Genomic DNA, 13,688 nt, shown 5'->3' with positions numbered 1-13,688 from the left:
GTCTGTCCGGATATATTGTCCAATGAGAGTGAACAATGGGACGATTTTCACGCTTCACCCCCTTGATCGCGCAACCCGTGAAAACAAAAAGCCGCATCGAAATGCGGCTTGATGATATTCAAACGGCCTCGCAGCGTTCGACGTTGAACGCCGTACTCCCGGTCAGTTGTTCGCGACGGCGACCGACCGCCCGGCGATGGAAACCCACTGGCCGGAATTGGCTGGCGACTGCATCTTGATATAGCGGTAGGACGTCTTCTCGACGGGCAGCACCTCGTCGCGCAGATTGTCGAGGATATAATCGCCGTGATCCGTACGGGCAGTCAGGATGACATGCGGCTCGCTGCCCTGCACCATGGTAATGAGCAGCAATGACGGGCTGATGCCCCGCGCCATGAGCTGCGCCCGCTTCATCAGCACATAGTCTTCGCAATCGCCCTTGCCGTTGACCGGAAGCGTCCAGTAGTCGCGCTTGCCGTAATTCTCCTGATCGGAGACCGGCTTGATACGGTGATTGACGGAGCTGCTGACCGATTGCAGCAGTTTCATGCGCTGCGGGGTCAGCTTCATCGGCGGCAGGACGCGATGCGCGCCGCAATCGCGCTTGTTGCGATCGCAATAATCCTTGTGCCCGTAAGGAATGCTCGTAAGCCCGCCTGCTTCACTCCATTGCGCGGCCTTGGCCGGTATCGCCGCCGCCCCGAAGAGCACCATCATGCCTGCTATCGCAGAAGTGACAAAACGCATGCGCAGTTTCCCATTTTTAAAAGAGTCCCCGTTGACCGGCCCTTTGCGGGTCTCGTTATCAACTTATTTTTAACTAACGATGACAGGGGCCCTCCGGTCAAGGAAATTTCGTTCCCAAATTGAAACCGGTTGAGAAAAACAAGTGAAAGGCGAAACATCCCCCATGCACAACCGCCGCCCTTCACACGCATCCTGGTCCGAAAACCGCTTCGCACTTTTCGGGATGCGACTTTGTTTTCTCGCGCATCTTGATCCGAAAACCGCTTCGCACTTTTCGGGATGCGCGATAATCTCGCCATCAGACGATTCCCTTTTCAAAAAGTCCCGATCACATGAGCTTAGCCGTCAATCCCGCCGAAAATCTCGCCGCCCTCATTCGCTGCCCATCCGTGACGCCCGCTGAAGGCGGCGCGCTGACGGCACTGGAAGCGATGCTGAAGCCGATGGGGTTTTCGGTGGAGCGGCCCGTCTTCCGCGATGAAGGCACGCCCGATATCGAAAACCTCTATGCGCGCAAGTCGGGCAACGGCCCGCACCTGATGTTCGCGGGCCATACCGACGTCGTGCCACCCGGCAATGAAGCCGACTGGAAACACCCGCCCTTTTCCGCCGTCATCGAAGACGGCGTGATGTACGGTCGCGGCGCCGTGGACATGAAGGGCGGCGTCGCCTGCTTCGTCGCAGCCGTTGCCCGCCACATCGAAAAGCACGGTAGCCTCAAGGGCAGCGTTTCCTTCCTCATCACCGGCGACGAGGAAGGCCCGGCCATCAATGGCACGGTCAAGCTTCTCGACTGGGCCAAGCAGCGCGGCGAAAGCTGGGATGCGTCCATCGTCGGCGAGCCGACCAATCCCAATGCGCTCGGCGACATGATCAAGATCGGGCGGCGCGGGTCGCTGTCAGGCACCATCACCGTCCACGGCGTGCAAGGTCATGCGGCCTATCCGCATCTGGCCGAAAATCCGGTGCGCGGCATCACAACGCTGGTCGACAGCCTGCTTTACCCGGCTTTCGACGCAGGCACCGCCGATTTCCAGGCCAGCAATCTGGAAGTCACCACCATCGATGTGGGCAACACGGCCACCAATATCATTGCGAACAAGGCAACCGCCTCGTTCAACATCCGCTTCAACGACACATGGACCGCGGAGAGCCTGCAAGCGGAAATCGTGGCGCGCCTCGAAAAGGCCGCCCGCGACAATCGCCTGCGCCCGGGCCGTGAAACGCCGATCAATTATGAGCTGACCTGGCGCGAGCATCCGAGCCATGTGTTCCTGACCCGCGACGAAAAGCTGATCGGCACGCTGACCGCATCGGTGGAGGCCATCACCGGCAAGCGCCCGGAACTATCGACTTCCGGCGGCACGTCCGATGCCCGCTTCATCAAGGATTACTGCCCGGTGGTCGAGTTCGGCCTCGTCGGGCAGACCATGCACATGGTCGATGAGCGCGTGGCCCTTGCCGACCTTGAAGGCCTGACACAGATTTATGAACGCTTCATTGCCGATTTCTTTGGGTAGAGCATAGCCCCGGACAGTCGCATGACGTGTCCGCCCGGATTATGCGAAAAATTGGGAATCTCATGCCAAGCCTGGACGATATTTTCAGATATTTCTGGGGCGTCTGGAAAATGATGCTCGGGCGCAAGGATGGACTGGATCATCTCGACATTTCCGCCGAGGGCTTCTGGTCGTCCTTCTATGCGATAGCCATTGCGCTGCCGCCGATGTTTGCAGGCTGGGTCGCTTATGCGGCGAACCTGACGGCGGGACGCGAGGAGGCGGGCCTGCGCTTCGCCATCGTCACCCGCGCCGCCTTCGTCGACATAGCGGCATGGATCGTCCCGCTCGTCGTCATCGGGCTTATCGCCAAGCGCATCGGCATCGCCAAGCGTTATGCTGCGTTCGTGATTGCCACCAATTGGGGCAGCGCGCTGATTTCGTGGATCTTCGCGCCGATCACGCTGCTGCAACTTTTCTTCCCCGGACGCACCGATGTGGCGACATTGTTCGCCTTCATCATGTTCGGCATATCCGTCGTGCTGAGCTACCGGCTGACTTTCATCGCGCTGCAGCGCCCGCATGCCTATGCAGCACCGTTCTTCGCCTGCATCTTCTTCGGTTCGCTGTTCCTGACCGTCCTGTTGCAGAATTTACTCGGAATCGGCTTCGAACCCCACGCTTACTGATACGATAGCCGTTATACCGGCATGGGATGATTGAGGGCACCAGCAATCTCGGCCATGACGGCGCGCAGAGCCGGGACGGCCTTCATGTCGGAGTGAACAACCATCCAAACCTCACGCAGAAGCGGAGCATGATCCGGCAGCGCTGGCACGAGATGCTCCTGTGTTTCAGCCATGAAATCCGGCAGCATGGCGATGCCAGCGTTCTCGCTCACGAGCGCGAGCTGCATCTCCAGCGTGTTGGCGCGCAAGGCAATTGGCCGGGTGCCAGCCAAGGCAAGCAGGTAAGCCTGCTGCGGCGCGTCCTCCAAACTTTCATCATAAGCAATGAACTGCCATTCTTCTGGGCGGGTTCGCGCCAGATAGTGTCGACTTGCGTAAGGGCGAAAGGCTTCCTCGCCAAGCCTGCGAATGGTGAGGTCGCCGGTCGTCGGACGTGTCAGGCGTATAGCTATATCCGCTTCCCGACGGTTCAGGGAACTGAAGCGCGCCTCCCCCATCACACGGATATGGATACCCGGATACTGCGCCGATATTGCAGCAAGCGGCCTGGCTAGTCTCGCAACCGCGTAGGAAGGCGGCGCCGTGAGTGTAACGGTAGCGCTTATACCAGTATCGCGGACTGCGCCCAGCCGACTAATAGCCTGCGCTTCGTCTTGCATCTTGCGGGCAATTGCAGCGATCCGTTCCCCGTCTTCCGTCAGCAGAAAACGTCGTCCCCGACGGTCAACCAACTTCAAACTGGTTTCGCTTTCCAGGGCAGCCACACGTCGCGCTATCGTCGCATGCTCTACATTCAGCATCCGCGCCGCGCCCGACAGAGTGCCGGTATCGGCCAAAGCTACAAAGTAACGTACGCTCTCCCAGTTCACCATTGTGAAATTTTTCCCATACGTTGCGATCAAAACAGCAATTTTTTCCCGTTTCTCTATCCCCGATACTGCCCCGGATTGCAACGGAGGCTAAACTGATGGACCACGAGATCATTCTGAACGAAACCGGTGAAGCAGGGCTGCTTCAGACAGTCCCGCAGACACCCCGAAGCCCCGGTGCGGGCGAGATACGCATTCGCCACGAGGCAATCGGCGTGAATTTTGTCGACATATACCATCGGACCGGCCTCTATCCGCTGCCGTCCTTTCCCGCTGTGCTCGGCGTCGAAGGCGCAGGCGTGGTGGAAGCCGTCGGATCGAGCGTAACTGATCTCAAACCGGGTGACCGGGTGGCCTATGCAGGCCTCCCCGTGGGTGCCTATGCCTCGACCCGGCTTTTACCCGCCCAACGGGCCCTGATGCTGCCCAATACAATTTCCGCGCAGACGGCGGCAGCCACAATGCTGCGCGGTCTTACCACCCATATGCTTCTGACCGATACATTCCCCGTTGGCCCGGATACCATCATGCTGGTGCATGCAGCCGCCGGCGGACTGGGTACTTCTGTTGACCCGCTGGGGCAAGGCTCTCGGAGCAACGGTAATCGGCACAGTCAGTTCGGAAGAAAAGGCCGAAACGGCGCGCGAGAACGGCGCGGATCATGTGCTCGCTGGGCGCGATTGTGATTTTGTCACCGCTACCAGACGCCTTACGAACGGACAGGGGGTTCACGTCGCCTATGATGGCATCGGTGGAGAAACTCTGCCCAAAACCGCGCAATGCGTGCGCCATCTCGGAACTCTGGCGAGCATCGGTCAGGCCGGTGGAAAAATCTCCCAGACGGTCATTGATGCACTTGGCAATCAAGCAGATCTTTCTTTCGTCCGGCCAAGCGTGATCGCTTACATCAACGATCTGGATAATTACCGGAACTCCGCTGCCAAGCTTTTCGGCATGATGGAAGAAGGCCTCACCGGAACTGTCGGCGCCACCTATGCACTGACCGAAGCAGCGGAAGCCCATCGTGCGCTGGAGACGGGAAAATCGTCAGGAAGTTTGCTTTTGATCCCCTAGAGCGCGCTAAAACGGAAAGGCGTAGTCCACACCAATCAGATAAAGCCCATAGGGCGGGGCAACCTGCCCGCAGGCCTTGCGGTCACGCGCTTCCAAAGCAGCTTGCAGATCATCCGCAGTCCAGCGACCCACCCCCACTTCCATCAGGCTGCCGGCAAAGGAGCGCACCTGATTGTGCAGGAAGGAACGCGCTGAAACGCGCATCTCTATCATGTCGCCATTGCGCGTCACATCGAGGCGATCAAGCGTCTTGACCGGGCTCTTGGCCTGGCATTGCGTGGCGCGAAACGTCGTGAAGTCGTGCTCACCCAGAAGCCGCTTCGCCGCTTCATGCATTGCATCGGCATCGAGCCGCTTCTGCACCCACCATGCACGCTGGTAGTCGATCGCCAGAGGCGCACGACGATTATGGATGCGGTAGAGATAATGCCTGCTACGCGCCGAAAAACGCGCGTCGAATGTGTCCGTCGTCTTCTCGACGTTCAATATGCTGACGCGCTCATCGGCCATGACCAGATGCGCATTCACCGCGTCGCGCACCTTGCCCGCGTCCCAATCCTTGGTGAGATCGACATGGGCAACCTGCGCCGTCGCATGAACGCCCGCATCGGTACGGCCCGCAGCGCTTAGCGTCAGGTCTTCGCCGCAGAACTTCTTGAACGCCAGTTCGATTGCATTCTGCACCGCATGGCCGTTTTCCTGCCGCTGCCAGCCGACATAGGGCGTGCCGTCATATTCGACAGTGAGCTTGTAGCGCGGCACCGCCTACAAAACCTTCGTGACCTGTGCGCCGCGCAGAAACTCCTGCGCAGGCAATGGCTTGCCGCCGGAACGCTGCAGCGTGACGAGCCGAACGGCACCCTCGCCGCAGGCGACCGTCAGGCGATCATCCAGCACCGCGCCCGGTTCGCCCCTGCCCTCGCCCAAGGTGGAGCGCTGCAATTTCACGCGCTCGACAGCGCCGTTGATTTCCATTTCGCACCAAGCACCCGGAAAGGGCGACAGGCCGCGAATGGTGTTGTGCACGTCCTTCGCAGGCTTCGACCAGTCGATGCGCGCCTCGGCCTTGTCGATCTTGGCGGCATAGGTCACGCCTTCCTCCGCCTGCGGCTGCAAGGCAAGGCTTTCACGCTCAAGCGCACCCAGCGCACGGATCATCAGATCGGCCCCGATCATGCTCAGGCGATCATGCAACTCACCTGCCGTCATGTCAGGCGTGATGGCAACCTTTTCAGCCATTGCAACAGGACCGGTATCGAGCCCCGCATCCATCTTCATGATCATCATGCCGGTTTCCGCATCGCCCGCCATGATGGCGCGCTGGATGGGAGCAGCACCGCGCCAGCGCGGCAAAAGCGAGGCATGGCCGTTATAGCAACCGAGGCGCGGCGCATCCAGAATGGCTTGCGGCAGCAGCAGGCCATAGGCCACGACAATCGCGACATCGGCTTCGAGGCTTGCGAAAACGTCCTGCTCTTCCGTGCTTCTGAGGCTCTTCGGCGTGAACACCGGAATGCCGAACTGCTCGGCTTTTTCATGCACCGGCGACTTGGTCAGCTCCAGCCCGCGACGGCCCGCCGGGCGCGGCGGCTGCGTATAGACCGCAACAACCTCATAACCGTGACCGATGATGGCGGTGAGGATCGGCACGGAAAATTCCGGCGTCCCCATGAAAACGACACGCATTAAAGAACCTTCTTAGGCGCGCTCTGGCTGGCGAGCTTCTTGAATTTCTTGATGACCATATCGCGCTTCAGCTTGGAAATATGATCGATGAAGAGCACGCCGTTCAGATGGTCGATCTCATGCTGCAGGCAGGTGGCCATCAGCCCGTCGGCTTCCATTGCATGCGGCTTGCCGTCAGCATCGAAATAATTGACCTTGATGGCGGCTGGCCGTTCAACTTCCGCATAATAATCCGGGATCGAAAGGCAGCCTTCCTCATAGGTGCTGGCTTCATCCGTCACGCCGACGATTTCGGGGTTGATGAAGACATGCGGCGCTTTCGGTTCACCTTCCTTGGCGAGGTCGATGACGAGCATGCGGATCGGCTCGCCCACCTGAATGGCGGCAAGGCCAATGCCCGGCGCATCATACATGGTGTCGAACATGTCGCCGGCAAATTTGCGCAGCTGGTCGTCAAAGCGCTCCACAGGCTTGGAAACCTGGCGCAGGACGGGATCGGGAAGGATGACAAGCGGTTTTACAGACATGGGCTTTCACGTAATGGCTCGCGTGAGAATCGTCAATTACACTTTGCAAAATGTTCTCGTTTTGATCTCATCAAGGCGACACGAATCAGTTAAGCTCACTTCATGGAAAACCAGAATCTCTTGAATGAGCCGCTTCTGCAGCTCGGCGCCACATCCTTCACGCTCGGCAATATCCTGCTGGCGGGTATCGTCGTGCTGGTGCTGTGTCTTGCCATTTTTCTGATCGCTGCAGCCCGCTCCGCCCGGCTTCGCGCAGTTGCGGAAGCGCAGGCTGAGGACCGTGCCCGCGATGCGGAATATCGCATGGCGGAAATCCTCAAGGCGCAGGCCGAGATGCAGGGCCGGATGCAGACCATGGCGGAAGTGTTCGGCTCAAGGCAGGCCGAGCTTAACCAGTCGATCCGCGAGCGGCTCGACGGCATGACGCATCGCATCGGCCAGACCATGACCGAGCAGACCCGCTCGACGCATGAAAACCTTGCCAAATTGCAGGAGCGCCTTGCCGTCATCGACACGGCGCAGAACAATATCCAGTCGCTCGCCGGACAGGTGGTGCAGTTGCAGGCGATCCTCGCCAACAAGCAGACGCGCGGCGCTTTCGGCCAGTCGCGCATGGAAGCGATCATCGCCGATGGCCTGCCGCAAGGGGCCTACGAGTTCCAGGCAACGCTTTCCAACAGCACCCGTCCCGATTGCCTTGTGCGCATGCCGAACAATGCGCCCTCGCTGGTGATCGACGCGAAATTTCCGCTCGAAGCCTGGAATTCGATGCGTGAGACGGAACAGCCGGAGGCGCGCAAGGCGGCAGTCGCCCAGTTCCGCCGCGACATGGAAATTCATATCAAGGACGTGTCCGACAAATATCTGATACCCGGCGAAACGCAGGACACGGCTTTCCTGTTCGTGCCCTCGGAATCGATCTTTGCGGATATTCACGAGCATTTCGAGGCGCTGATCCAGCGTGCGCACCGGGCACGGGTTGTCATCGTCTCGCCCTCGCTGCTGATGCTGTCGATTCAGGTCATTCAGGCCATCCTGAAGGATGCCCGCATGCGCGAGCAGGCGCATGTGATTCAGGGCGAAGTGATCCGCCTGATGGAAGATGTCGGCCGTCTGGATGAGCGCGTGCGCAAGCTGCAAACCCATTTCGTGCAGGCCAACAAGGATATTGACGATATTCTTGTGTCGTCAGCCAAGGTCACGAAACGCGGCGCGAAGATCGAGGCGCTGGAATTCGGCGAAAAGCCTGCCGAGGAAACACCTCGCTCGCAGGCAAGACCGGCGGACGGTTCGACCAGCCAGCTACGCCTGCGCGTGGTGGATGAGGATTAGTTTCTTCGGTTTGGAATAGCGATGCTGCTTTTTCCCTCGTCTTTCGATCCTTCGATCCTTCGATCCTTCGAGACGGTGCTGCGCACCTCCTCAGGATGAGGGAAGCGCGTATCCGCTCTCGTTCAAAAAGTCGGCGCCCTTCTTGATCAGCCGCCTGGATATCTAACTTCGATGGCCTCCCCTCATCAAGCTCGCTGCCGCCCTCATCCTGAGGTGCGGAGCGAAGCGTAGCCTCGAAGGATCAGGGGTAAGAAGCCCTCACGAACTGACTGGCCGGTCGGAATGACCGAGATCGCGCTCCGGCCAGACCAGATCACGCACGCGCTGCTTCAACACCTTGGCTTCCGGAAAGCCGCCATCGCGCTTGCGCTCCCAGATGAGTTCTTCGCTGCCGTCTGGCATATGAACGCGGATTTCAAACACCCCGCCCGTGCCCGGACGCAACGCCACTTCCGCCAAATCCTGCCCGAAAGTCTGCAACAGCTCCTGCGCCATCCACGCAGCGCGCAGCAGCCAATTGCATTGGGTGCAGTAGGTGACGGAAATGCGGGGATTTGCGGACACTGATTTCAACCTTCCGAGCGCGAGGGATCCTGAAGCCGGTAGTCGTGGCTTGTTCGACAGCCAAATTTGAAGCAACATTTAGCTTCCAAAGACGCGCGGGGGCAAGTCATGGAAGTAACAGTCTACATTCTGCGTTGCGCGGATGGGTCTTATTATACCGGGCTTACCAAGCAGAACATCGAAGCCCGGTTGTGGGAACACAACCAAGGTATCTACGATAGCTATACGAAGAAGCGCCGACCGGTCGAGCTTGTCTTCACCGAGACCTATGACCGGATCGTCGATGCCATTGCGCGAGAACGACAGATCAAAGGATGGTCGCGGGCAAAGAAAGAAGCATTAATGGCTATGGATTATGAGCGTCTGCCCGAACTTTCGAAGCGGGGATGAGATCGGTTGTTGAACTCGTCCCCCCTCATCCTGAGGAGGCGCCCTGAGCGCAGCTCAAGGGAGCCGTCTCGAAGGGCTGAGGGGGAGCGCTGTCGCCCCGTCCTTCGAGACGCCTCCTTCGCAAGCTCAGGAGGCTCCTCAGGATGAGGGCGAGCGGCGTGTCGTCAAAAAGATAGGGCGCCGAAGCGCCCGATCTCTCAGTCAATGTTCAACAAATCGACAATGGATCAATCATCACCCATCTTGAGCGCCTGAATAAAGGCCTCCTGCGGGATTTCGACCTTGCCGAACTGGCGCATGCGCTTCTTGCCTTCCTTCTGCTTTTCCAGAAGCTTGCGCTTGCGCGTCACGTCGCCGCCGTAGCACTTGGCCGTCACGTCCTTGCGCAGCGCCGAGATCGTCTCGCGCGCCACGATGCGGCCGCCGATCGCCGCCTGGATCGGGATCTTGAACATATGCTGCGGGATCAGCTCTTTCAGCTTTTCGCACAGCGCGCGGCCGCGCTTTTCCGCAGCCGTTCGGTGCACCAGCATCGACAGCGCGTCGACCGGCTCTTCGTTGACGAGGATCGACATCTTGACCAGATCGCCCTCGCGGTAATCCGAAAGATTGTAATCGAACGAGGCATAACCCTTCGAGATCGACTTCAGCCGGTCGTAGAAATCGAACACCACTTCGTTGAGCGGCAGATCATAGGTGATCATGGCGCGCGGGCCGACATAGGTCAGGTCGATCTGGATGCCGCGGCGTTCCTGGCAAAGCTTCATGATAGCGCCGAGATAGTCATCCGGCGTCATGATGGTTGCCTTGATCCATGGCTCTTCAATCGCGTTGATCTTCACGATATCCGGCATATCGGCCGGATTGTGCAGCTCCTTCTGCGAACCGTCCTGCATGTTGAGACGGTAGACGACCGAAGGCGCGGTCGTGATGAGGTCGAGATTGAACTCGCGCTCAAGACGTTCCTGAATGATTTCCAGATGCAGAAGGCCGAGGAAACCGCAGCGGAAGCCGAAGCCAAGCGCGGCGGATGTTTCCATTTCGAACGAGAACGACGCATCGTTGAGGCGCAGTTTGCCCATGGCGGCGCGCAGGTCCTCGAAATCAGCGGCATCGACCGGGAACAGGCCGCAGAACACCACCGGCTGCGCGGGCTTGAAGCCGGACAGCATCTTTTCCGTCGGGCGGCGATCTTCGGTGATCGTATCGCCGACGCGGGTGTCAGCCACTTCCTTGATCGAAGCGGTGATGAAGCCAAGCTCGCCGGGGCCGAGTTCGTCCACCTGAACCATTTTCGGCGTGAAAACACCGGTGCGCTCCACCGGATATTTCGCGCCCGTACCCATCATGCGGATGGTCTGGCCCTTTTTAAGGACGCCATCGATGATGCGCACCAGAACGATGACGCCGAGATAAGAGTCATACCAGCTGTCGACCAGCATGGCCTTGAGCGGCGCATTGCGGTCGCCTTCCTTCGGCGCGGGCAGCTGGGTGACGATGGCTTCCAGCACATCCTCGATGCCGAGGCCGGTCTTGGCGGAAATATGCACGGCCTGCGCCGCATCGATGCCGATCACTTCCTCGATCTGCTGCTTGACGCGCTCGGGCTCGGCAGCGGGCAGGTCGATCTTGTTCAGCACGACCACGATTTCATGATTGTTGTCGATGGCCTGATAAACGTTCGCCAGCGTCTGTGCTTCCACGCCCTGGGAAGCGTCCACCACCAGAAGCGAACCTTCGCACGCGGCCAGCGAGCGCGAGACTTCATAGGCGAAGTCGACGTGTCCGGGCGTGTCGATCAGGTTCAGCACGTAATCCTCGCCGTTCTTCGCCTTGTAGGAGAGACGGACGGTCTGCGCCTTGATGGTGATGCCGCGCTCGCGCTCGATATCCATCGAGTCGAGAACCTGATCCTTCATCTCGCGCGTATCCAGCCCGCCGGTCAACTGGATGAGGCGGTCGGCCAGCGTCGATTTGCCGTGGTCGATATGGGCGACGATCGAAAAATTGCGAATATGGTCAAGTGGTGTGCTCATGCGCGCGATTTAACAGCAAGACGCCAAATTTCAAAGGAGTATTCGCGCCAAAAGGCGGGAAAACCGGCAGCTTTCGCAATCGTGACAACAAGTCCCCTTTGCCTTGTGGCAAAAAGGCGATAAATCACCGCTCGAATAGCGTGCTTTCATGCAGGAGTTTAGGATGAAGACCGAACCGAACGAAGTCCATAACAGGCCGAAACTGGTCACCGTTTTCGGCGGCTCAGGCTTTGTCGGGCGCGCAGTGGTTGCGGCTCTCACCAAGCGCGGCTACCGCGTGCGCGTTGCCGTGCGCAAGCCGGAAATTGCCTATTACATGGCGCCGCTCGGCAATGTCGGCCAGATCCAGATGGTGCAGGCCAATGTGCGCCATCGCGGCTCCGTGGAACATGTCATCAAGGGTTCCGACCATGTGGTCAACCTCGTCGGCATTCTGTCCGAAAGCGGCCGCCAGCGTTTCAACACGGTCCAGGTGCTCGGCGCGAAGAACATCGCCGAAGCCGCCAAGGCCGCAGGCATCCGCATGACGCATGTGTCCTCGCTTGCAGCCGACGCCAATTCGCCGTCGGATTATGCGCGCACCAAGGCGGAAGGCGAAAAGGCCATTCTTTCCGTCCTGCCGGACAGCGTCATCCTGCGCCCGTCGATCATTTTCGGTCCCGAGGACCGCTTCTTCAACCGCTTCGCCAACATGGCGCGCTTCTCGCCATTCCTGCCTGCAATCGGCGGCGGCGAAACGAAGCTCCAGCCGGTCTATGTCGGCGACGTGGCGGAAGCCGTGGCGCGTGCCGTCGACGGCAAGCTGATGCCGGGCGGCGTCTATGAACTCGGCGGCCCCGATGTGCAGCCGTTCAGGAACTGGATGAAGGACATGCTCGGCGTGATCGCCCGCAAGCGCCTCATCGTTTCCATGCCCTGGTGGGTTGCCCGTTTGCAGGCATCCATCCTCGGCCTGCTGCCGAACCCGATGCTCACCAACGATCAGGTGACGCTGCTGAAATTCGACAATGTGGTTTCGGAAAAAGCCATCAAGGAAGGTCGCACTTTGCAGGGCATGGGCATCACGCCGGAAAGCGTCGACGCCGTGCTGCCATCCTATCTGTGGCGCTACCGCGTCGCCGGCCAGTACACCAAGACCGGCTTTGCTTGATCCACAGCCGCAGCGGAAATGAACAAGGGGCCGGAAGGCCCCTTTTTGCTGTCCGGCTCACGGGCTTTTTGTCCGCTGCGCGGACCGCACCTCATCCCCAGATCAACAGTGCCGCCATTCCGAGCGCACCGACGATCAGACGCCACCAGGCAAACAGCTTGAAGCCGTGGCGGGATACGTAATCGAGCAGATAGCGCACGACGAAAACGCCGGAGATGAAGGCCATCACAAAGCCTACCCCGATCAGCGCCCCGTCGTTGAACGACAGGATATCGCGGCTCTTGTAGAGATCATAGGCAAAAGCGCCCGCCATGGTGGGCATGGCGAGGAAGAACGAGAACTCGGCTGCCGAACGCTTGTCGGCGCCGAGCAGCAGCGAGCCGACAATGGTGGAACCGGAGCGAGACACGCCCGGTATCATCGCCAGGCACTGGATGAAGCCGATGGCCAGGCACATGGGCAGCGGATAATCCATCACATCATGATAGCGCGGACGCAGATTGAGCTGGTCCACCCACAGCAGGACGAACCCGCCGATGATAAGCATGGCGCAGACCAGCATCGGCGTTTCGAACAGCACGCTCTTGATGAAGCCATGCGCGAGAGCGCCGATGACGGCCGCAGGCAGGAAGGCGACCAGAATGCCGAAAACGAAGCGCCGCGTGCGGGCATCGCGGGGGAAATCGGTGAGGATTTTAAGAAGTTTCGCCGAATAGACCGTCAGAATGGCCAGAATGGCGCCGAGCTGGATCAGCACCTCGAAGGTCTTTCCTGTGGATTCAAAGCCAAGAAAGTGCCCGACCAGCAGCAAATGCCCGGTGGAGGAAACAGGGATAAATTCGGTCAGACCTTCGATGAGACCGAGAAATGCAGCTTCCAGTAGATTGAAAATATCCATGAAGTCAGTACCTTGGGATAGTGGGCACGGTGACGGGTTAAAAAGGCGGATCGGGATAGCGGGCCATCGGCTGAAAACACGCATTTCCAGCGATTGCTTGTCTCACGCAAACATAGCCCTTATAGACTTTATATTCCGTTGAGGCGGCGTCGAATCGCTTGATTGCAGGAATTAGCCTGCTGCATGCGCAAACGCCAGCCGCCGTGCAAACTCCGGACGTTCAATTC

13 protein-coding genes and 1 pseudogene are annotated in these 13,688 nt (G+C 59.3%); 6 read left to right on the top strand and 8 right to left on the bottom strand.

Translation table 11 applies throughout. From position 1 onward, the window contains the following. Window positions 1-162 precede the first annotated feature (162 nt). On the bottom strand, window positions 163-714 hold the full coding sequence (locus ACOWVS_RS19905; protein WP_006472292.1) for a transglutaminase-like cysteine peptidase: 552 nt from the start codon (window positions 712-714) through the stop codon (window positions 163-165). Between the two features lie 365 nt (window positions 715-1,079). On the opposite strand from ACOWVS_RS19905, the gene dapE reads away from it, so the two are divergent. Beyond that, complete coding sequence (gene dapE, locus ACOWVS_RS19900; RefSeq protein WP_075042317.1) at window positions 1,080-2,267, top strand: succinyl-diaminopimelate desuccinylase; 1,188 nt, start codon at window positions 1,080-1,082, stop codon at window positions 2,265-2,267. Between the two features lie 62 nt (window positions 2,268-2,329). Next, window positions 2,330-2,935 carry a hypothetical protein gene (locus ACOWVS_RS19895; protein WP_021587105.1) on the top strand — a complete coding sequence of 202 codons (606 nt, stop codon included), beginning with the start codon at window positions 2,330-2,332 and terminating at the stop codon, window positions 2,933-2,935. Between the two features lie 11 nt (window positions 2,936-2,946). On the opposite strand, the gene ACOWVS_RS19890 is transcribed toward ACOWVS_RS19895, so the two are convergent. After that, a complete protein-coding gene (locus ACOWVS_RS19890) occupies window positions 2,947-3,807 on the bottom strand; it encodes a LysR family transcriptional regulator (protein WP_075042318.1) in 861 nt (286 codons plus the stop codon). Window positions 3,808-3,902: 95 nt separating this feature from the next. On the opposite strand from ACOWVS_RS19890, the pseudogene ACOWVS_RS19885 reads away from it, so the two are divergent. Then, window positions 3,903-4,878, top strand: a pseudogene (locus ACOWVS_RS19885) (quinone oxidoreductase family protein). A 6-nt stretch (window positions 4,879-4,884) separates the two neighbouring features. Here the strand turns inward: ACOWVS_RS19885 and truA are convergent. The 3 genes from truA to def are packed head-to-tail and all read right to left on the bottom strand — an operon-like array spanning window position 4,885 to window position 7,091. Further along, on the bottom strand, window positions 4,885-5,640 hold the full coding sequence (gene truA / locus ACOWVS_RS19880) for a tRNA pseudouridine(38-40) synthase TruA (RefSeq protein ID WP_075042319.1): 756 nt from the start codon (window positions 5,638-5,640) through the stop codon (window positions 4,885-4,887). A 3-nt stretch (window positions 5,641-5,643) separates the two neighbouring features. Continuing rightward, window positions 5,644-6,564 (bottom strand): methionyl-tRNA formyltransferase, encoded by a 921-nt coding sequence (gene fmt / locus ACOWVS_RS19875; protein ID WP_075042320.1) that lies wholly within the window; start codon window positions 6,562-6,564, stop codon window positions 5,644-5,646. Continuing rightward, a complete protein-coding gene (def, locus tag ACOWVS_RS19870; RefSeq protein WP_025090800.1) occupies window positions 6,564-7,091 on the bottom strand; it encodes a peptide deformylase in 528 nt (175 codons plus the stop codon). Before def ends, fmt begins: the two co-directional genes overlap by 1 nt. A 102-nt stretch (window positions 7,092-7,193) precedes the next feature. On the opposite strand from def, the gene ACOWVS_RS19865 reads away from it, so the two are divergent. After that, window positions 7,194-8,423 (top strand): DNA recombination protein RmuC, encoded by a 1,230-nt coding sequence (locus tag ACOWVS_RS19865; protein WP_063881536.1) that lies wholly within the window; start codon window positions 7,194-7,196, stop codon window positions 8,421-8,423. A 258-nt stretch (window positions 8,424-8,681) separates the two neighbouring features. Here ACOWVS_RS19865 and ACOWVS_RS19860 read toward each other — a convergent pair whose 3' ends face one another. Continuing rightward, a complete protein-coding gene (locus ACOWVS_RS19860) occupies window positions 8,682-8,987 on the bottom strand; it encodes a SelT/SelW/SelH family protein (protein ID WP_063881537.1) in 306 nt (101 codons plus the stop codon). Window positions 8,988-9,095: 108 nt separating this feature from the next. On the opposite strand from ACOWVS_RS19860, the gene ACOWVS_RS19855 reads away from it, so the two are divergent. After that, entirely contained in the window at window positions 9,096-9,377 is a 282-nt protein-coding gene (locus ACOWVS_RS19855; RefSeq protein ID WP_063881538.1) for a GIY-YIG nuclease family protein, read from the top strand. A gap of 227 nt (window positions 9,378-9,604) precedes the next feature. Here ACOWVS_RS19855 and lepA read toward each other — a convergent pair whose 3' ends face one another. Next, window positions 9,605-11,413, bottom strand: a complete 1,809-nt coding sequence (lepA, locus tag ACOWVS_RS19850) for a translation elongation factor 4 (RefSeq protein WP_006467592.1) — start codon at window positions 11,411-11,413, stop codon at window positions 9,605-9,607. 163 nt (window positions 11,414-11,576) lie between these two features. On the opposite strand from lepA, the gene ACOWVS_RS19845 reads away from it, so the two are divergent. Continuing rightward, on the top strand, window positions 11,577-12,563 hold the full coding sequence (locus tag ACOWVS_RS19845; RefSeq protein ID WP_063881539.1) for a complex I NDUFA9 subunit family protein: 987 nt from the start codon (window positions 11,577-11,579) through the stop codon (window positions 12,561-12,563). 91 nt (window positions 12,564-12,654) lie between these two features. Here the strand turns inward: ACOWVS_RS19845 and ACOWVS_RS19840 are convergent, their stop codons facing one another. Continuing rightward, complete coding sequence (locus ACOWVS_RS19840; protein ID WP_063881540.1) at window positions 12,655-13,461, bottom strand: undecaprenyl-diphosphate phosphatase; 807 nt, start codon at window positions 13,459-13,461, stop codon at window positions 12,655-12,657. Between the last annotated feature and the right edge of the window lie 227 nt (window positions 13,462-13,688).

Origin of the sequence: Brucella sp. IR068 (assembly GCF_049065885.1) — a bacterium.
Taxonomy (GTDB): domain Bacteria; phylum Pseudomonadota; class Alphaproteobacteria; order Rhizobiales; family Rhizobiaceae; genus Brucella; species Brucella intermedia.
The sequence above is the reverse complement of the archived record's forward strand: the minus strand, read 5'-3'. Positions and strand labels throughout refer to the sequence as shown.